Genomic DNA, 20417 nt, shown 5'->3' with positions numbered 1-20417 from the left:
AACAATGAAGTACTTAAGTAGTTTTTCACTATTACTATTCTTTTTTGTTTCCCTAGCAACTGCGCAACAGAATGACTGGGAAAACCCTAACGTAAATCAAATAAACAGGCTACCTGCAAAAGCTACGTTTTATAATTTTGACAGCAAAGACCAAGCTCTTAACGGCAACCGCGAGGCTTCTAGCAATTATAAATCTTTAAACGGTAATTGGCAATTTAAATGGGTTGCAAAACCTGCCGATGCTTTAGATGATTTTAAAAATGAAAATTTTGATGCATCGAAATGGGATGCTATTGATGTGCCTTCAAACTGGGAAATGCGCGGATACGGTACTCCTATTTATACCAATTCAACCTATCCGTTTTTTAATGATTTCCCAAATATAAACCATCATGACAACCCTGTTGGGCATTATATTAAAACATTTAATATTGATGAAACTTGGGCCAATAAAGATGTTATTATACATTTTGGAGGCGTTTCATCTGCCTACTACGTATGGGTTAATGGTAAATTTGTTGGTTATAGCGAAGATACAAGGCTTCCTGCTGAATTCGATATTACAAAACATATAAAACAAGGCGAAAACAAAGTAGCGGTTAAAGTGTACCGCTGGTGCGATGGTAGTTATATGGAAGCACAAGATCACTGGCGTTTAAGTGGTATTGAACGTGAGGTATACTTACAAGCCAACCCAAAAGTACGTTTATCTGATTTTACAGTTAGAACAGATTTTGATGATAATTATGAAAATGCATTATTGCAAATAAGACCTGAAATTATTGCCAACATACCCAATAAATATGTAGCTAAAGTTGGTGAGTTTGGCAACACCAACCTAAAAACTACTGTTGATGACTGGCAACTTTTAACTGAATTGGTTGATGCTAACGGTAATACTGTTAGTAAAACTACAAGTACACCTTTTAGTAAAATATTAGGTGAAAACTATCCGCAACGTGATAATGTGTATTTTGGTTTAATTGAAACTGAAGTTGAATTACCAAAAAAATGGTCTTCTGATGATCCTTACTTATATACACTACTTTTTACAGTAAAAGACAACCAAGGTAACAGCATACAACACACGAGCACTAAAGTTGGCTTTAGAGAAGTTAAAATTGATGAACGCGGACGTTTTCTTGTTAATGGAAATCCTGTAAAAATGATTGGTGTAAACCGCCATGACCACGACCATATTAATGGAAAAACTGTAACTCGTGAAGACATGGAAACCGATGTTAAACTTATAAAACAATTTAACTTTAATGCTGTAAGAACATCGCACTACCCTAACGACCCGTATTTTTATGATTTATGTGATAAATATGGTATTTACGTTATGGATGAAGCAAATTTAGAAACACATGGCGTACGCGGGCAGCTTTCAAATGTACCAGAATGGAGCAATGCCTATTTAGAGCGTGCTGTACGTATGGTTGAGCGTGATAAAAACCACCCAAGTATTGTAATGTGGAGTTTAGGTAATGAGTCTGGTACAGGCCCAAATCATGCCGCTATGGCAGGGTGGATTAAAGATTTTGACCCAACACGCTACATACATTATGAAGGTGCTCAAGGCATACCAAACCATCCAAATTACAAAAAGAATTTCTTTCAGCATAGCAAAGGAAATCCGTCAGACAAACCATGGGTAGATATGATAAGCCGTATGTATCCACAACCACAAGAATTACAAGGCTTATTGGATGACACAAAAGAATTTCAAAATATACCCGTTTTAATGTGTGAATATGCGCATGCTATGGGTAATTCTGTTGGAAACATGAAAACCTATTGGGACATTATTCATAGCAACGACCGCGCTTTAGGTGGTTACATTTGGGATTGGATTGACCAAGGTATTTTAAGAAAAGACGAAAACGGTAAAGAATACTATGCGTACGGAGGCTCTTATGGAGACACGCCAAATGATGGAAGTTTTTGTATAAATGGTATTATTGCTTCAGATAGAACACCAAAACCTGAAATTATTGAATGTAAAAAGGTAAATCAACCGGTAGTAATTTCAAGTAAAGATGCCTTAAGCGGTAATTTTAGTATTTTAAATCGTCACCACGCCACAGATTTATCACAATATAATCTATCTTGGAATATTACTGAAAACGGAAAAGTGATTCAAAAAGGTGATTTAAAAACCCTAAACACCAAAGCTTTTAAAACTGATAATTTCAACATCAATTTTAAAAAACCAAAACTTAAAGCTGGTAGCGTATATCATTTAAATGTCTTCGGAAGTTTAAAAAACAATACGCTTTGGGCTGATGCGGGTTATGTGGTGTTTGAAGAACAATTTTCTTTAAATTATGATGTTCCGCAGCCTTCAGCATTAAAAAGCAACAATGCTTTAATTGTTAACGATACAGACAAAACAGTATCTGTAAGTAACAACATCGTTTCTGTTAAAGTTGATAAAAACACGGGTTACATTTCGTCTTATACAGCCAAAGGTGTAAACATTATGAAATCGCCTTTAAAACTAAACTTTTGGCGTGCTGAAACTGAAAACGACGAAGCTTATAGAGAGTCTATGAAATTACAGTCTGAATTAGATTGGATGCATGCTGGAAACACGTTAAAAGTTGAAAACGTTTCTGTTAATAACACTGAAAAAGGTAAAACAATTATTACTGTTACCGGTAAAATTAATAAACCTGAAACTAAGGTTAATTTAACTTACACTGTTTTAGGAACAGGTGAAATTAAAGTAGATTACAACGTAAAAATTGCCGATAATGCACCTAACGCTCCACGTATTGGTATGCAGTTTGATATTGCTAATAACTATAATAATTTAACGTATTTGGGTAAAGGTCCACAAGCCAATTATGCAGACAGAAATTATGGTGCTCACGTTGGTTTATACTCAGGAAAACCAGAAGACATCAACTATAAATACGTTTACCCCGAAGAGTATGGCAACCATACACAAACGCATTGGTTTACACTTACTAACACTGCTAAAAAGGGTGTATTAGTTAAAGGTGAACAACCAATAAACTTTAGTGTTTTAGAGTATAGTATAGATAACTTACAAGAAGCAAACTTTTTAAATGAATTAGTAGAACGTGATGTTTACACTGTAAATATAGATTTAAGCCAACAAGGAGTTGGTGGAGACAACACATGGTCTCCACGAGCACAAGCTCATGAAGAATTTAGAAATAAACCGGGCAGTTACAAATATTCATTTTATTTAGTACCCTTCAGCCCTAAGGTGAAAGCTGAAAAAATTAAATTTTAATAGATTAATAGCATATCTATAGAAAAAGCAGCTCTTTGGAGCTGCTTTTTTGTTTTGAAATTATGTTATTAGTATGCTTAATTTTATATATTAAACTTATTTCAGAGTCTATAATTTACCCCAACCAGCCATCTCTATCTAAACTTCTGTACTGTATAGCTTCACTAATGTGTGCGCCTTCAATATTTTCAGAGGCTTCTAAATCTGCAATCGTTCTAGCTACTTTTAAAATTCTATCATAAGCTCTAGCAGACAGGTTTAAGCGCTCCATAGCAGTTTTTAGTAATTGTTTTGAATCTTCATCTAAAACACAATGTTTACGAATTTGTTTGGTATTCATTTGCGCATTATAATGTACCGTATCATTAGTTGTAAAGCGTTTACTTTGAATATCTCTTGCGGCTGTAACTCGTTTTCTAATATCTACTGAAGATTCGCCTTTTCTATCATCTGAAAGTTTATCAAAAGGTACAGGCGTTACTTCAATATGAATATCTATTCTATCTAATAATGGACCAGAAATTTTACTTAAATACCGTTGCATTTCGGCAGGACTTGACGTTACAGGCGCATCAGGATCGTTAAAATAGCCACCAGGACTTGGATTCATACTGGCTACCAACATAAATGATGATGGATATGTTACTGTAAATTTAGCTCTTGAAATAGTTACCTCTCTATCTTCTAACGGTTGACGCATAACTTCTAACACATCACGTTTAAATTCTGGTAGCTCATCTAAAAACAACACACCATTATGTGATAGAGAGATTTCACCTGGTTGCGGATAACTACCACCACCTACTAAAGCCACATTTGATATGGTATGATGCGGGCTCCTAAAAGGTCTTTGAGACAGCAAACCAGCATCTTTAACCCTACCAACTACTGAGTGTATTTTGGTTGTTTCAAGCGCTTCATGCAAGGTCATTGGCGGTAAAATACTAGGTAAACGTTTGGCTAACATGGTTTTTCCTGCTCCTGGTGGACCAATTAAAATAATATTATGCCCGCCAGCTGCAGCAATTTCCATGCAGCGTTTTATACCTTCTTGCCCTTTTACATCGGCAAAATCATGCTCAGGAAAATCTAGATTTTTTTCAAACTCTTTTCTAGTATCAATAATAGTTTGCTGTAAAGCTTCGCCTTTATCAAAGTAATTTATAACTTGTTTTATGTTTTCAATTCCGTAAACTTCTAAATCGTTTACAATGGCGGCTTCTTTAGCATTGGCCGCAGGTAAAATGAAGCCTTTAAATCCTTCTTCTCTGGCTTTAATAGCTATGGGTAAGGCGCCTTTTATGGGCTGTAAACTTCCGTCTAAAGATAGTTCGCCCATAATTAAATATTGCTCTAAATTTTCGGCTTGTATTTGTTTTGAAGCTGCTAAAATTCCAATTGCTAAGGTTAAATCGTAAGCACTTCCCTCCTTTCGTAAATCGGCAGGAGCCATGTTGATTGTTATCTTTTTTCCTGGAATTTTATAACCATTATTTTGAAGCGCAGCTGCTATACGGTAGTTACTTTCTTTTATGGCATTATCTGGCAAACCTACTAAATGATAACCAATACCAGAATCTACATTTACCTCAACGGTAATTGTGGTAGCTTCAACACCAAAAACGGCACTACCAAAAACTTTTTTAAGCATATTCGTTCTTTTCTGCTTAAATGTAAGAAATGTAGTTTTATTTTGAAATGAATTTAGTAGCTGTAATTAAACTTTTTTACCATAAAACAAAAAAAACAGTTTATATATATTTAGATTTCTAATTTATAACATAAAAAGTCTCACTGAAAAGTGAGACTTTTAAAATGAAATAGTCATGATTAACCTGAAAAATATCAGATTATATTTTCAATTTTAATTACCTGTATTTAAGAACTTAGGCTTAATAACTAACATAGCCCATGCCCAGTTTTGTCCGCTTGCAGCAGCATCTTCACTTATTCCTTTTAACTCATACATACCATCTGCGGCAAACATGTGTGAGTACCCCATTACCAAAGCGTATCCTTTAAAGGCTTTTTTGTATACAATATCAATTTCAGTTCCTAAAGCTTTATCGCCATTAGGTAATTCTTGCTCTCCGCTAAAATTAAGTGCTTTAACTAATAAGCTAGATTTGTTTCCTAAATCAAAATTAGCACTCACGTGAATATCAGATAAACCAATTGAATTGGCATGGTTACCTACATAAAAGTAATCCATAAAACCATTAAACTTGTGGTTTGTACCATATAACGGGAAGAATGCTTCAGTTTCAGCAGTATCAGCTTTATCACCACTAATTATTTCAATACCAGCACCAAGTGTTACTTTATCAGACGCTTTATAAGTGGCATCTAAACCAAGTAAAAACGCTGTTTTTCTATCATCACCAAACTGTAAATAACCATTACCAGCAAGACCAAAACTACCTGCTTTATAAGTTAAATGCGTACCAAATGTTTGCATATTATTTACACCATCAGGAGCGCTAGCATCGTCAAATTTTTGAAAACCATTATTTAATAATAATAAGCTACCTGTAAATTTTTCCCAAGCCTGTTTCATATATAACATTTGCATGGTTTTATATGAAAAAAAACCTGAAGTATTATAGCCTGTACCTACAGATACAAAACCGGTTGGATTAGAATAGTCTTGATTGAAAGCCAAAGCAAAATCTAACATAAATTTACCTTTTTTATGCTTTATCATGGCTGCATCATGGTTACGCCCTTGTTGTGCCCAATCTAAACCGCCTAAAATTCTTTGATCATCATATGATAATACTTGACGACCAATTTTAGTAGACCAACTTTCGGCTAATTTAATTTCAGCCCAAGCTTCAAAAACTGCAAATGAATTGTTTTGATCCCAAGGTAATATTTGACGGTTTTCACCCCAAACCATAACATCTTGCAAGCTTAAATACACTTTATAAGCATCGGTAGTCCAACCAGCATTTAAACGCGCTCTTGTTGAAATTCCAAAACCAGCATCGGCATCATCTGCAATTAAGTTTCCAAATCCGTGGCGGTATTCTGTACGTGGTCTAAACTCACCGTCTAATGTAAATTGCGCTTGTGCAAACTGTATTGCTAAGGCAAAAACTGCTAATAATGCGTATTGGTTTTTCATATTGTTAAATTTTAATTTTAGCATTTTTAATTGTTGTTTTTTGTAGTTATTTTTAATTAATTGGTAAGCAAATATACTTACGTACAAGCGGTTGAATTATGATAAAACTCATGTTTAAAACCACTTTATGTTTTTTTAATGCTCTAAAAAATCTATTAAATGTTTTCTGTATTTGTAGTAATCGTTGTGTTCTAAAACTGCTTTACGCGTGCGTGGGCGTTCAAAATCTATACTAAGCACATCGCCAATTTTAGCACGTGGTCCGCTAGTCATCATCACCACTCTGTCTGCTAAAAATATAGCTTCATCAACATCATGTGTAATCATAACCGCCGTAATTTTTTCTTTATTCCAAATTTCAATTAAAATATCCTGTAATTCTCCTCTGGTTAGAGAATCTAACATTCCAAAAGGCTCATCTAACAGTAATACTTTAGGCTTAATGGCAAATGCACGAGCAATACCAACGCGTTGTTGCATACCTTGCGATAAATCTGCTGCTTTTTTATGAAATGAATCTTCTAAACCTACTTTTTGAAGGTAATACTTAGCAATATCATTACGTTGCGCTTTTGTAGCATGCGGAAATACTTGGTTTACACCCAACAAAACATTTTGAAGTGATGTCATCCAAGGCATTAAACTTGGTGCCTGAAAAATAACTCCTCTATCTGGTCCTGGCCCTTTTATGTGCTTTCCTAAAACTGAAATATTACCACCTGAAATTTCGTTTAAACCCGCTATCATAGATAACATGGTAGTTTTACCACAACCTGAATGCCCAATAATGGTAACAAACTCTTCTTTTCTTATTTGAAGGTTTAGGTTTTCTAAAACCACATAATCACCTTTTGGCGTTGGGTATACTTTTTTTAAGTTTTTTAAATCTAACATGACATCATTTGATGGAAAAATGCCATTTTCAACATAACTTTTTTGTGCTGTATTTGTTGTAATTGTACTCATAATGTTCATGTTATTTAAATTGGTTCACAAAATCTTTAGGCGCTAAGTCTGGTAAAGCATAGGCTGTATTTGCTTCGGCCTTACGTTCATTACCTATATCCATTAAATATTCAATAATGGCGTTACGAGTTTGCTTAAAGTTTTCATTATCATTTAAAGCGGTTTTATCACGTGGGCGTTCAATATCAATTTTAAACTCTGGCCCTAAAGTGGCGTTTGGCCCTGGGCGTAACGGAATAATTCTATCGGCCATATAAATACCTTCATCAACATCATTAGTTATAAGTAGTGCGGTACGCTTATCTTTTCCCCAAATGTTTAAAATTTCATCTTGTAAATTACCCCTAGTTAAAGCATCTAAAGCACCTAAAGGTTCATCCATAATAATCATTTCGGGCTTCATAGCTAAAGCTCTAGCAACGGCAACACGCTGGCGCATACCACCCGATAGCTCTCTTGGCAATTTGTTAATAGCAGGTGTTAAACTTACCATATCAACATAATTTGCTACCATTTGGTTTAATTCTTTTTTTGGTGTTTTTGGAAACGCTTCTTTTACTGCCATAAACACGTTTTGCCCTACTGTTAACCATGGTAATAATGAGTAATTTTGAAAAATTACACCTCTTTCGTGGCTTGTTCCTACTACAGGTTCTCCTTTAAATAAAACCTCACCTCTTGTGGGTTGTAGCAAACCGTTTATTAAGTTTACTAATGTTGTTTTACCACTTCCTGTAAAGCCAACAATAGCCACAAACTCGCCTTCTTCAATAGAAAGGTTGATGTTAGAAAGCACTTCATCTTCGCCTTCAGTATATGTTTTGTGTACGTTATTTAATTCTAAATATGCCATTTTCGTTTTTGTTTTTATGGTGTTCCCCAAGGGTCGGGCTTTCTGCTATATCTTTTTTTTTTGTTTTCGCTACGTTTTTCTCATGCTTCGCAAAACACTCAAACTGACATAAAAAAGGATGCCGCTTCAATCCCTAACACATATTAAACTTCTGTCTTCATTCTTTGTTATTTTGTTATTTTAAATAGCATCTGTTTTAACGAAAGACACTGAGTTTTGAATGGTTAACATTAACCTATCTAACAAAAAACCAATAATACCAATAACAAACATGGCTACAATAATTTTGGCATTAGAATCATTAGCGCCATTTTGAAATTCTTCCCAAACAAAAGTTCCTAAACCAGGACTTTGTGCTAATAATTCAATAGCAATTAACACCATCCAACCTACAGAGATTGTAATTTTTAATCCAGTAAAAATTAATGGTAACGATGATGGTAAAATAACTTTAAATATTTTTTGAAACGTACCTAACTTCAATACTTTAGCTACATTAATATAATCTTTATCAACCGATGAAACACCCATGGCTGTATTTACTAATGTTGCCCACATTGAACATAAACCAACACTAATAAATGAAATAGTGAATGAGCTATCTTCACTAGAATCTATTAATAATGTTTTCACAATCATAAAAACTAATAAGTACCAAACTACTGGCGATACAGGTTTAAAAATTTGAATAAACCAGTTAAAAGCACTTTTTAATGTAGGACTCAAGCCAATAAAAATACCTAATGGCACAGCAATTACTAAAGCAAGTAAAAAGCCTGCAAATACAGTTTTTAAACTTCTAAAAATTTGATCAACAAACGATGGACGCCCAGTATAAACAATAGGTTCTTTGCCTTCAGCTATACGTTTTTCATTTAAAGCTGCTGTTTTTTCTTTAAAAGCGGCTTTATCTGCGCTAATAGCACTGTGGTCTTTTAGGAGTGATTTATAAGAATCCCAAACCTGTGCTGGTGAAGGTAAAGAGTTAGGTTGACATGTTACATTGCCTGATGCAATACAAGCCGCTTCAGCATCAGCTGCTGCTTGCCCGCGCTCTTCTAAGGCTTTATTTATTTTAAAATCTGCTTCAATATTATACAGTGCTTTTGCACCCATATGCCACAACCCAACAAATAATAATATGGATACAATTGGCACTATTACTTTGCGCAAAAAGCTTTTAAAATCTTCTTTATCTAATTTACCTGTAAACAAATCTTTAAGCGTGGTTAAAAAACCTAAGCCCATAAATTTTGTTACTTTCCCTAATGTTATACTTTGTTTCATGACTACGTTTGTTACTATTTATTCTATTTCATATTTTTTAAATACCGTTTTACTAAATGAAGTATGAGAAACCTCACGGTTTTGTTTATGAGATTTCTCATGAAACTTCACACTAGGAACGACATAAAAAAATTAATCTTAATCTTTATTACCTATTTTAAAGCTATTTATGTATGCTATTGGATCTTTAGCATCATAAGCGTTACCATCTATAAAATCTGTTGTTGATGGTTTGTAACCATCTGTTTCAGGAATATCAGCAGCAGGAATATTACCTTCGGCTACTAACAATTCGGCAGCTTTTTTCCAGATATCTGGTCTGTAAATATCTTTTATAGTTTCTGCGTACCATTCAGCTGGTTTGGCTTCAGGAATTTGCCCCCAACGTCTCATTTGAGTTAAAAACCAAATACCATCAGAGTAAAATGGGTAGGTTGCGTTGTATTTGTAGAATACGTTAAAATCTGGCATTGAACGCTTATCGCCTTTTTCAAACTCAAAAGTACCCGTCATTGAGTTAGCTAAAACAGCTTCATCTGCGCCTACGTATTGCGACATAGATAATATTTTAACAGCTTCGGCTCTATTTCCTGGTTCGTCTAACCATTTACCAGCTCTAATTAATGCTTTTGTTACAGCAATAGCAGTATTAGGATTTTCATCTACAAACTTTTTAGTCATAACAAAAACCTTTTCTGGGTTGTTTTTCCAAATGTCGTAATTAGTAGTTACAGGTACACCAATACCTTTAAATACCGCTTGTTGATTCCAAGGTTCACCAACACAATACCCGTAAATAGTTCCTGCCTCTAAAGTAGCTGGCATTTGTGGTGGTGGTGTTACAGAAAGTAAAACCTCGGCATCAATTTGCCCTTGTACATTTTCAGCAGTGTACATACCCGGGTGAATGCCTGCTGCGGCTAACCAATATCTAATTTCATAGTTATGTGTAGATACTGGAAAAACCATTCCCATTTTAAAAGCTTTACCGGCATTTTTATAATCTGTAATTACAGGTTTTAAGGCGTCGGCTTTTATAGGATGTATAGGTTTACCATCGGCATCTTTTGGTACATTAGCTTTCATTTTGCTCCAAACATCATTTGAAACTGTTATACCGTTACCATTTAAATCCATTGAAAAAGGCGTGACTAATTCTGCTTGACGCCCAAAACCTGCGCCTGCAGCAATTGGCTGACCTGCTAACATGTGTGAACCATCTAATTGACCATCAATAACACGATCTAAAACGTTTTTCCAGTTAGATTGTGCCTCAACAGACACAAATAAACCTTCATCTTCAAAAAAGCCTTTTTCTTTTGCAATGGCTAATGGCGCCATATCTGTTAGCTTTATAAAACCAAAAGTTAATTGAGGCTTTTCAATTTCTAATTGTTTTGTTTTAGAAACTTCGGCAGCTGCTTTTTCTACTTCAGCTTCTTTCTTTTTTTCTTTTCCTCCGCAGGCAAATAATAAAACCGCTACCGGTAGTAAAAGAATTGTTTTTTTGATTAGTGTTTTCATATTAGAGATGTTAATTAATTTTCTAAGTATTTATACTTAATTTTAAAACAAATATATAAGTAGTTTATAATACTTAGCATGATAAACACCATAGATAAAACACTTTTTCATCCACAAAAAAACCTGCCGTTTGGCAGGTTTAAAAAGCAACTAACTAATCTTTAAATCTTTAAAATGTGCTTTTTAGAAAAATTCTTTAGATATACTTCTACAAAAATTACGTATTTACTTAGTTTTTATACGCTGCTTTAATCATAAAATTAGCTACTGTTGTATAAGTTTGCTCCCAAGCATGTTGTACTTCACTTGTAAAATCTTCTTTTAAGTCTTCTTTTAAAGTAGCCATTAATGCTTCACCTATTATATTGTAATGAAATGCTTCTACTTTATATTCTAAATGCCTTTTTGCTAAATCTTCTAATGCTGGTTTTAAAGTATCTAAATCTTTCAAGCTGGTTATAGCTACCCCTAACATAGACATTAATTTACTACTTTGCTGTTGCATATCTGAATCATTTGTTGGGAATAATGCTTTTAAAGGCGGATCTAACTGAAATAATTTATTATAAAACAATTGAGATACAGCCAAAGCATTAGGACTTACTTTTTTAAACGATTCTTGCACTAAAGTGATTGTTTTTGTTTCCATAACCTTTGCATTTGCAACAAAGCTAAAACGGTTTTAATGCAAATACTATAGACTGCGGCAGGTAAAAAGCTGTTTTTACACCATGTTTTGTGAATAAACACTAACTACCTAAAAAGAAATTATGATCGCTAATCTCTTTTTTAAGCACGTTAACATCAACAATACCAACCTTTTTACCGCTGGCAACAATGAGTCCTTCTTTTTTTAAAGCTGAAAAAACTCTAATAACTTGTTCTTCTGAAGTGCCGGCATAATCGGCATATTCTTTTCTACTTAACGGTAAATTTAAAAAGTCTTTTAACGTACCAAACTTTCGGTATATATATAATAAAGTATCTACCACACGCTCTCTAACCGTCATTTGTGAAAGTGATTTTACTTTAGATTCGCTTCTATTTAACTCATTGGCGTAAAAAAGCATCATATCATAAGTAAAGTCTGGATTGTCTTTAAGTGCATTTTGTAAATCGTCTTTTGAAAAGTAGCATAAATCTGCATTTTGCAGAGCAATTGCACCAATAGAATAATATTCTTCAGTACCAAAACCTCTATGCCCAATAATTTCACCAGCTTTAGCAAACCTTACTATTTGCTCTTTGCCGTTAATACCCGTTCTAAAAACTTTAACTGTTCCTTTTAAAATGAAAAACAAACCATTAACTGGCGCGCCTTCAATTATAAACTGCTGCCCTTTTTTACAGAATATTTCGCTTTTATTGTTTAAAAAATCTGAATTTTCTAATACCGAAGTATTCCTACTTATTAAGCAGTTTTTGTTTTCACAATTTGTACAGGCTACTTTCATTTAGTTGGATTTCTTTAAATTATTGGCAAGAATGTATAAATATACAACTCAAACAAATATACGTAACAATACTTAGTTTTATGTTTTCACATCAATTTTTATGAGTATCACAAAAAATAAATACTTTTTTTTAAAGATGAGAATTATACGCCTTTAAAAATTCACAATAATCATGAAAATAAATAATGATGTTAGCTTTCTTAATCGTTATATTTGTAAAAACATAACGAAATACATAATGATTACCATATTAGAAGCTATTTCTACTGCAAAAAAACACACAACAAAACTTGTTAAATCAACAATAAAACCTGTTGAAAAAGCCAATGGATATTTGCTTTTTGAAGACATAAAATCACCTATAAACATGCCTCCTTTTAGGCAATCTGCCATGGATGGTTATGCTATAAACTTACACGAAAGCTTAACATACACTTTAACAGGTGAAATAAAAGCGGGTGACAACCACATACCGGTATTAAAACCCGGTGAAGCTGTTAGAATTTTCACTGGCGCCCCTGTACCAGATACTGCCAATGCAGTTATGATGCAAGAAAAAGTGGTAGCAAATGATACTAAAATTGAACTTGCACACAAAATTGATTTAGAACAAAACATCCGCCCTTTAGGAGAACAAGTTAGACAAGGAGACGTTGCCTTAAAAAAAGGCACTAAACTTACGCCTGCTGGCATTGGCTACCTGTTATCATTAGGTATTACAGAAGTTACCGTTTATAAAAAGCCTACTATTGCCATTGTAACTACTGGTAACGAACTTATAGAACCAGGACAAACACTAACTCACGGAAAAATTTATGAAAGCAACTCTAAAATGCTTTTAAGTGCATTATATAGCTTAAAGTTTTATGACATTACACTTTATAAAGTTGAAGATAATTATAAGCAAACTGTAAGCACTTTAACATCTGCCGTAAAAACTCATGATTTAGTATTAATTACTGGAGGTATTTCGGTTGGCGATTATGATTTTGTTGGAAAAGCACTAAAAGAAATACAAGTTAAAGAAGTGTTTTATAAAGTGAAACAAAAACCTGGCAAACCATTATTTTTTGGTAAAAAAGAAAACACATCTGTTTTTGCTTTACCCGGAAATCCTGCTGCAGCCCTGTCTTGTTTTTACGTGTATGTTTACATTGTTTTACAAAAAATGATGGGTTTTGATACTGATGAATTACCTAGAATTAAAGCAACATCTACTTCAAAATTTATAAAAAAAGGCGACAGACCGCAGTTTTTAAAAGCTATTTTTAATGATGGAAACGTTACACTTTTAGAAGGACAAAACTCATCAATGCTACAAACTTTTGCGCTTTCAAACGCCTTAGTTTTTATTCCAGAAAGTATTGTTGAAGTAAATATTGGTGATAACGTAGAAACTATTTTGCTACCCGTTTAAACTAGTAAATATGAGCTATAAAATTAAAAGCAGAATTTGGATTGAAGCTAATAATAACGTGTTATTAGGCGAAGGACGTGTGCATTTATTAAAAGCCATTCATAAAACAGGGTCTTTATCTAAAGCTGCAAAAAGTTTAAATATTTCCTATAAAAAAGCATGGACCCTTTTAGATTCAGTAAACAAATCTGCTAAAAAGCCTGTAACCATAAACAGCATTGGTGGCAAAGGCGGTGGCGGAGCAAAATTGACAGAATATGGAGAAGCCCTTGTAAATGCTTTTGATGAAATTAATAAAAATTGTTGGGCGTTTTTAGATGAGCAGCTAAAAAAGGTAACTAATTTATAAGTGATTAAATACTTAAAAATTAACATGCTACAAACAGAAAACATATATCTATTTTTACTCATACTTCCAATAGTATCATTTTTATATGCTAGCGTTGGTCATGGTGGTGCTAGTGGTTACTTAGCTTTAATGGCTCTATTTTCATTTGCGCCCGAAACCATGAAACCTACCGCCCTATTACTCAATTTATTTGTTGCTGGCATATCATTTTACTACTACTATAAAGAAGGATATTTTAATAAAAGGCTATTCATTTCGTTTGCTGCAGCCTCCATTCCACTAGCTTTTTTAGGTGGTACCATTGAAATTGATGCTTCAGTTTACAAAAAAATATTAGCCATTTTACTCATTTTTGCCATTTTAAAAATGCTGAATGTTTTTGGTAAAGAAAGTAGCACTGTTAAACAAGTTAAACTTTATCAAGGACTTGTTGTTGGCGGTATTATTGGCTTCTTTTCTGGGCTTATTGGTATTGGTGGTGGCATAATTTTAAGTCCCGTTATCCTACTCTTACATTGGGGTAAAATGAAAGAAGCAGCCGCAGTATCGGCGCTTTTTATTTGGGTAAATTCTGCTTCCGGATTAATTGGTCAAATTAGTAGCGGTGTGGTTCTAGAAAAAACATCTTTTATATTGGTTGCCATTGCCATAATTGGCGGTATTTTAGGTGGTTACTACGGAAGTAAAAAACTAAATAACAATAGTTTACGATATATTTTAGCCTTTGTTTTAATTATAGCCTGTGTTAAACTATTTCTTACTTAAAATGAAACAACAAAACAACATAACGGGTATAATTTTAGCTGGTGGAAAAAGCGCTAGAATGGGTACAGACAAAGGTTTTGTAACATTCAACAACAAACAATTTGTTCAATATAGCATAGACGCCTTAAAGCCTTTAGTTTCAAATATTTTAATTGTTACAGACAATAAAAACTACAACGTGTTTGGTTATCAATTAGTTGCAGATACTTTTAAAAACCAAGGACCTGTTGCTGGTATTTATTCAGGACTTACAACTTCAAAAACTGAAAATAATTTAATACTAAGTTGTGATATTCCGTTGATAAAAACTGAAATTCTCAAAAAACTCATTTCTGTAATTGATAATGATTCTGAAGTTATTCAAGTTGAAAGCAACGGCAAAACAATGCCATTAATTGCGCTTTATAAAAAAAGTACTGCAACAACTTTTAAAAACGCTTTATTAAATGACGAAAGACGCTTAAGACACGTGCTTAAAACACTAAAAACCAAACATATAAAATTAGAAGAAGCTTCACAAAAAGCTACTGTAAATATAAACACAAAAGAAGACCTAAAAACTATTCAAAATGATTATAACTATTAAATATTTTGGACAAATAGCCGAGGTTACAAAAACCAACGAAGAAACCCTTGAGGTTAATGGCTCTCAAATTTCTGATGTTTTACAACTGTTACACAAAAAATATAACTTACTTAAAACCAAAGATTTCAAAATAGCGCAAAACAAAAAATTAGTGCCTTTAAACACACCACTAAATGGCACTGAAATAGCTTTATTACCTCCTTTTTCTGGCGGATAATTTATTATAAAAAAAGGTTTTCAAGTAAAAATAAAAAAAATAAAATGAGCGATAAAAAAATAAAAAACGTATTTAAACAAGGAGCTATTTCTTCTGAATTTATAGGAAATTCAATTTATAAACACCAAACAAAAACTAGCATTGGAGCACACAACATATTTTTAGGACAAGTACGCGCCGATGATATTGAAGGTAAAGTAGTTTCGGCCATTGAATATACAGCCTATGAAGATATGGCCAATAAAAAATTTCATGAAATTAGAGAAACTGCTTTTAAAAAATTCAACTTAACATGCATGCACATTTATCACAGTTTAGGCACTGTTAAAGCTGGTGAAATTTGTCTGTTTGTTTTTGTATCATCACCAAGAAGAAAAGAGGTTTTTAAGGCTTTAGAATTTATTGTTGAAGCTATTAAAGCAGATGTTCCTGTTTTTGGAAAAGAAATTTTTGAAGATAAAACACATCAATGGAAAGTTAATAATTGATTATTGACTAATTATTATTTATTACTATGAAGGAGGCTTTAAAAAAAAGAACCAAAACTTTTGCTCATAATTGTATTAAAATTACCGGGTTATTTCCAAATAATTATTTAGCTAATCACATAAAAGCTCAGTTAATTAGATGCTCAACATCAGTGGCAGCAAATTACAGAGCTACTTGCATTGCACAATCGAAGCCTAGTTTCATTTCTAAAATAAGTATTGTTATTGAAGAAGTTGATGAATCAAATTTTTGGCTTGAATTTGCTTTAGATGAAAGCTTAATTCCAAAGGATAAAATAGAATTTCTTTTAAAAAAATCTAGTGAATTAACTGCAATCTTTATGGCTTCAAGAAAGACAGCAAGCAAGAAATAATCAATTTTAAATAATAAATAATCAATCTGAAAAATATGGTAGATATTACATTTAAAAACACAACATTAAGAACTGCCATTGCTCAGGCGGTAGTTGTTGTTAGCAAACCTGAAACTATTGAGGCTATTAAAAATGATACGGTACCCAAAGGCAACGTGTTTGCTATGAGTAAAGCAGCAGGATTGTTGGGTGTAAAACGTACACCTGATATTTTACCAGATTGCCATCCGCTACCCATTGAATTTACAGGCGTTGAATACAAAATTAACGGACTAGAAATAACCGTACTTTTTACCGTAAAAACCATTTATAAAACCGGCGTTGAAGTTGAAGCTATGCATGGTGCTAGTGTGGTGGCTTTAAACATGTACGATATGCTAAAACCAATAGATAAAGGCATTGAAATACACGCTATAAAACTTCTAAAAAAGAAAGGTGGAAAATCTGATTTTAAAGACACTTTTAGAAACAATTTAACTGCAGCTGTTGTTGTTTGCAGTGATAGTATTTCGGCAGGAAACAAAGAAGACAGAGCAGGAAAAGCCATCATTGAAAAACTAAAATCTTGCAAGGTGTCAATTTCAGAATACGTTATAATTCCTGATGAGATTAAAGCTATACAAAACAAAGTTAAAACCTATGAAAACGAAGGTATAGACATGGTTATTTATACAGGTGGCACAGGGCTTTCTGAAAGAGATAATACACCCGAAGCTTTACTGCCATTATTAGACAGAAGAATTCCTGGTATTGAAGAAGCCATTAGAAATTTTGGGCAACAACGTATGCCATTTGCAATGCTTTCTCGTAGTGTTGCTGGCACAATAAATAACACCTTAGTTTTGGCGTTACCAGGTTCTACAAACGGCGCCAAAGAATCTATGGATGCTATTTTTCCTTCGGTATTACATGTATTTAGAATATTAAAAGGCGCCAGACATGATTAATTTTTAATATTGATTTTGAAAAATTTAATATGACCAAAAATTCAAAAATATTACAAGATTCCTTTGGTAGAATGCATACCTATTTGCGTATTTCATTAACCGAAAGGTGTAATTTACGCTGCACCTATTGTATGCCTGCAGAAGGTGTACAATTATCTCCAAAAAGTCATTTAATGACCTATGAAGAAGTTTTTGAAATAGCAAAAACCTTTGTTGACAATGGTGTTACAAAAATTAGACTAACAGGTGGCGAACCCTTTGTTAGAAAAGATATACCCGTAATTTTAGAAAAATTAGCATCACTACCCGTTGAGCTATCAATTACTTCAAACGCTGTGATTATTGATAAGTTTATTGATGTTTTAAAAGCTAATAACATATATAAAATAAATGTTAGTTTAGATTCTTTAAACAAAGAAAAATTTAGCCACATAACCCTTAGAAATCAGTTTGAAAAAGTTTACAACAACATTCATCTTTTAGTTGAACAAGGTTTTACCGTTAAAGTAAATGCTGTTTTAATTAAAGGTTTTAATGATAATGAAATTATTGATTTTATTGAATTCACCAAAGATTTACCTATTTCTATAAGGTTTATTGAATTTATGCCTTTTGATGGTAATAAATGGGATTTAAGTAAAATGGTATCATATGCCGAGGTTATGCAAAACGTAAACAACACCTACAAAAATAACGATCTTATAAAACTTAAAGATGCCGCTAATGATACTGCTAAAAACTATAAAATAAAAGGTTACAAAGGTAGTTTTGCCATTATAAGCTCTGTAACCAACCCGTTTTGCGATAGCTGTAATAGGCTACGCTTAACTGCTAACGGACAAATAAAAAACTGTTTGTTTTCAGCAAAAGAATCAGATTTACTTACAACGCTACGCAGTGGTAAAACTATTGAACCTATTATAAAAAAAGCGGTTCTTGCAAAACTTAAAGTTCGTGGCGGAATGGATACCCTTAAAAAACTACAAGAACCGCAATTACACGGTAAAAACAGAAGTATGATTACTATTGGTGGATAATTCTTAATTATCTCATTTCTTATACAAATTAAAACTTAAAGTTTCGTTATTATAATCTACCGAAATTTCATTTTTAATAGACTTTTTTGGTAAAGGAATATGCATTTTAAACAAAGCAGAAGGATAACAATACGCATGCTTTTTGCTATTAGATGTTTGTGTTTTTAATGTCTCTTTTTGTGTGGTAACAACCAAATCTTTTTTTGTAACATAAAACCTAAAATCGTCTTTAATGTATCCGGGAATTTTAAGTTTATACTGAAAACCAAAATCTGTTTCTAATACGTTTAATGGGTTTTTAGTTTGTTGTTTTGTGTTGTGAATGGTAATGGAACTTTTTCTTTTTTGTGGTTTTTGAATTGTTAAACTAGATGCAGGTGTCATAATTGTTAGGAATTACAGGTTTTTTGTGCGTTTTATAGAAAATAGAATAGAAAAGGATATCTATCTAGCTGAAGATCAAGACTAAATATAACACAAAAAACACACAAATACAATTACTCAACCAAATTTCATGAAAAAACTATCCGCCCAATATAAATGCATAAGTGCAAAAATAATGAACGGATAGCAAAATAAAACGCTATTAATTAGGCTGCTATACTACCATATAATTCTTAATGATATGGTCATAAACCGCTTGTTCTTTTTGATATTCTTTAATTCTTAAGAAATAAGTAGATCCATGAAATGAAATCCTTCTTAAACTATTTAAAACTGGTAAATCTTTAATATTAGTTCCGTTAATTTCTATGCCATGATTTAACAGGAACGCTACTTCATCGGCATGACTAATACCACTTTCATCAGCCAAAAATCTTGTTTGTTTCTCTCTTAAAGCTGTTTTTTTAGCATGCTTATCTTTAAAAAAATTCTTTATATTTTCTAATAAATTATTGTCCACAAAATCAAATTCTAAATTCTCTAAATATTCTTTAATGCCCACTGACATTTTTACATCGCCTGTATCTGTTGCAAAGTTCTTTTTCATAGCATTTTATTATTTACGTTTTATATTACAAAGATACAGTACAACAAAGGGCTGCCTTTATGTTTTTAGGTGAATGAAACTAATGTGTAGACGAGCTGTTAAAAACTAAGGAAAATACGTTTGAGCATGCATTTCATCGATTATTGAAAATGAAACTGGAATGCTTATAATAGTAAAAAAAAAAGAGGCCTCACATTTTTGTAAGGCCTCAGTGGTTGTCAATTGATTTAAAAAAATCAACTTACCAATAAACAAAAAACACCATGCTATTAATTCTCTATTTGATTAAAACTATAATCATTAACTTTTATATGTAATACATTTAGGTATTGTAACACTGAAAAAATATTTTTTACTGTAACCCTTGTATTTTGATTGCTTTTTAACACGCTTAAATTATGCATTATAACGCGTTGTTTATTTTTATTTAAAGCTGCTAATATTTTATTTAAATGCTGTATATTACTTAAATTATTCACATTTATATAACCTATATGCTTTAAAGTACCTGTATTTAACAAATACCTTGCGCCTGCTTTATTTGCTGCTTCTAGAGCTTGCTTTTTCTTTATATCAACAACTGTTATTTGAGACTCAAACACATCTTTTAAATCTAACAGTTTTTCTAAAGTTGCATCTTCACTTCCGTTATTTACTAAGCACAACTCAAAACTATTTGCTATACTTAATAAGTCATTAAAAAATGAATTATTTAAGTTGGTTTCGTTGTTATTAAAAATAATTATTACACCTATTTTCATTTCCTCTTT

General features: G+C 32.7%; 20 protein-coding genes and 1 pseudogene. 10 read left to right on the top strand and 11 right to left on the bottom strand.

The window, feature by feature from the left end:
- Positions 1-4 precede the first annotated feature (4 nt).
- Positions 5-3265 (top strand): beta-galactosidase, LacZ type, encoded by a 3261-nt coding sequence (gene lacZ, locus ACXAG4_RS10600; protein WP_475296062.1) that lies wholly within the window; start codon positions 5-7, stop codon positions 3263-3265.
- Between the two features lie 115 nt (positions 3266-3380).
- Here the strand turns inward: lacZ and ACXAG4_RS10595 are convergent.
- From ACXAG4_RS10595 to ACXAG4_RS10560, 8 genes and pseudogenes are all read right to left on the bottom strand, one after another.
- Positions 3381-4958 (bottom strand): annotated as a pseudogene (locus tag ACXAG4_RS10595) (YifB family Mg chelatase-like AAA ATPase); the annotation flags it as partial.
- 171 nt (positions 4959-5129) lie between these two features.
- Positions 5130-6392, bottom strand: coding sequence for an alginate export family protein (locus ACXAG4_RS10590; protein ID WP_475296061.1), 1263 nt, complete (start codon positions 6390-6392; stop codon positions 5130-5132).
- A gap of 135 nt (positions 6393-6527) precedes the next feature.
- Positions 6528-7358 carry an ABC transporter ATP-binding protein gene (locus ACXAG4_RS10585; protein ID WP_475296060.1) on the bottom strand — a complete coding sequence of 277 codons (831 nt, stop codon included), beginning with the start codon at positions 7356-7358 and terminating at the stop codon, positions 6528-6530.
- A gap of 10 nt (positions 7359-7368) precedes the next feature.
- On the bottom strand, positions 7369-8211 hold the full coding sequence (locus ACXAG4_RS10580) for an ABC transporter ATP-binding protein (protein WP_475296059.1): 843 nt from the start codon (positions 8209-8211) through the stop codon (positions 7369-7371).
- 180 nt (positions 8212-8391) lie between these two features.
- A complete protein-coding gene (locus tag ACXAG4_RS10575; RefSeq protein ID WP_475296058.1) occupies positions 8392-9498 on the bottom strand; it encodes an ABC transporter permease in 1107 nt (368 codons plus the stop codon).
- A gap of 138 nt (positions 9499-9636) precedes the next feature.
- Positions 9637-11022 (bottom strand): CmpA/NrtA family ABC transporter substrate-binding protein, encoded by a 1386-nt coding sequence (locus ACXAG4_RS10570; RefSeq protein ID WP_475296057.1) that lies wholly within the window; start codon positions 11020-11022, stop codon positions 9637-9639.
- Positions 11023-11251: 229 nt separating this feature from the next.
- A complete protein-coding gene (locus tag ACXAG4_RS10565) occupies positions 11252-11671 on the bottom strand; it encodes a globin domain-containing protein (RefSeq protein ID WP_475296056.1) in 420 nt (139 codons plus the stop codon).
- Positions 11672-11771: 100 nt separating this feature from the next.
- Positions 11772-12476 (bottom strand): Crp/Fnr family transcriptional regulator, encoded by a 705-nt coding sequence (locus ACXAG4_RS10560; RefSeq protein ID WP_475296055.1) that lies wholly within the window; start codon positions 12474-12476, stop codon positions 11772-11774.
- A gap of 238 nt (positions 12477-12714) precedes the next feature.
- On the opposite strand from ACXAG4_RS10560, the gene ACXAG4_RS10555 reads away from it, so the two are divergent.
- From ACXAG4_RS10555 to moaA, 9 genes are read left to right on the top strand one after another with little or no spacing between them, the layout of a single operon-like run.
- Entirely contained in the window at positions 12715-13893 is a 1179-nt protein-coding gene (locus tag ACXAG4_RS10555) for a molybdopterin molybdotransferase MoeA (RefSeq protein WP_475296054.1), read from the top strand.
- Positions 13894-13903: 10 nt separating this feature from the next.
- Complete coding sequence (locus ACXAG4_RS10550) at positions 13904-14242, top strand: winged helix-turn-helix domain-containing protein (RefSeq protein WP_475296053.1); 339 nt, start codon at positions 13904-13906, stop codon at positions 14240-14242.
- Positions 14243-14266: 24 nt separating this feature from the next.
- The gene (locus tag ACXAG4_RS10545) at positions 14267-15007 is read left to right on the top strand and encodes a sulfite exporter TauE/SafE family protein (protein WP_475296052.1); all 741 of its coding nucleotides are present in this window, start codon (positions 14267-14269) and stop codon (positions 15005-15007) included.
- Between the two features lies 1 nt (position 15008).
- Positions 15009-15593, top strand: coding sequence for a molybdenum cofactor guanylyltransferase (mobA, locus tag ACXAG4_RS10540; protein ID WP_475296051.1), 585 nt, complete (start codon positions 15009-15011; stop codon positions 15591-15593).
- Entirely contained in the window at positions 15577-15810 is a 234-nt protein-coding gene (locus ACXAG4_RS10535) for a MoaD/ThiS family protein (RefSeq protein ID WP_475296050.1), read from the top strand. Before mobA ends, ACXAG4_RS10535 begins: the two co-directional genes overlap by 17 nt.
- Before the next feature lie 44 nt (positions 15811-15854).
- Positions 15855-16298, top strand: coding sequence for a molybdenum cofactor biosynthesis protein MoaE (locus tag ACXAG4_RS10530; protein ID WP_475296049.1), 444 nt, complete (start codon positions 15855-15857; stop codon positions 16296-16298).
- Positions 16299-16324: 26 nt separating this feature from the next.
- Entirely contained in the window at positions 16325-16672 is a 348-nt protein-coding gene (locus tag ACXAG4_RS10525; protein ID WP_475296048.1) for a four helix bundle protein, read from the top strand.
- A 35-nt stretch (positions 16673-16707) separates the two neighbouring features.
- Positions 16708-17619, top strand: a complete 912-nt coding sequence (moaCB, locus tag ACXAG4_RS10520; RefSeq protein ID WP_475296047.1) for a bifunctional molybdenum cofactor biosynthesis protein MoaC/MoaB — start codon at positions 16708-16710, stop codon at positions 17617-17619.
- A 29-nt stretch (positions 17620-17648) separates the two neighbouring features.
- Complete coding sequence (gene moaA, locus ACXAG4_RS10515) at positions 17649-18656, top strand: GTP 3',8-cyclase MoaA (RefSeq protein WP_475296046.1); 1008 nt, start codon at positions 17649-17651, stop codon at positions 18654-18656.
- Between the two features lie 12 nt (positions 18657-18668).
- Here moaA and ACXAG4_RS10510 read toward each other — a convergent pair whose 3' ends face one another.
- From ACXAG4_RS10510 to ACXAG4_RS10500, 3 genes are all read right to left on the bottom strand, one after another.
- Entirely contained in the window at positions 18669-19040 is a 372-nt protein-coding gene (locus ACXAG4_RS10510; RefSeq protein WP_475296045.1) for an Hsp20/alpha crystallin family protein, read from the bottom strand.
- A gap of 214 nt (positions 19041-19254) precedes the next feature.
- Positions 19255-19647 carry a hypothetical protein gene (locus ACXAG4_RS10505; protein WP_475296044.1) on the bottom strand — a complete coding sequence of 131 codons (393 nt, stop codon included), beginning with the start codon at positions 19645-19647 and terminating at the stop codon, positions 19255-19257.
- A gap of 269 nt (positions 19648-19916) precedes the next feature.
- Positions 19917-20408 carry a glycosyltransferase gene (locus ACXAG4_RS10500; protein ID WP_475296043.1) on the bottom strand — a complete coding sequence of 164 codons (492 nt, stop codon included), beginning with the start codon at positions 20406-20408 and terminating at the stop codon, positions 19917-19919.
- Between the last annotated feature and the right edge of the window lie 9 nt (positions 20409-20417).

It is taken from the genome of Seonamhaeicola sp. ABD4_175 (assembly GCF_056160885.1).
The sequence above is the reverse complement of the archived record's forward strand: the minus strand, read 5'-3'. Positions and strand labels throughout refer to the sequence as shown.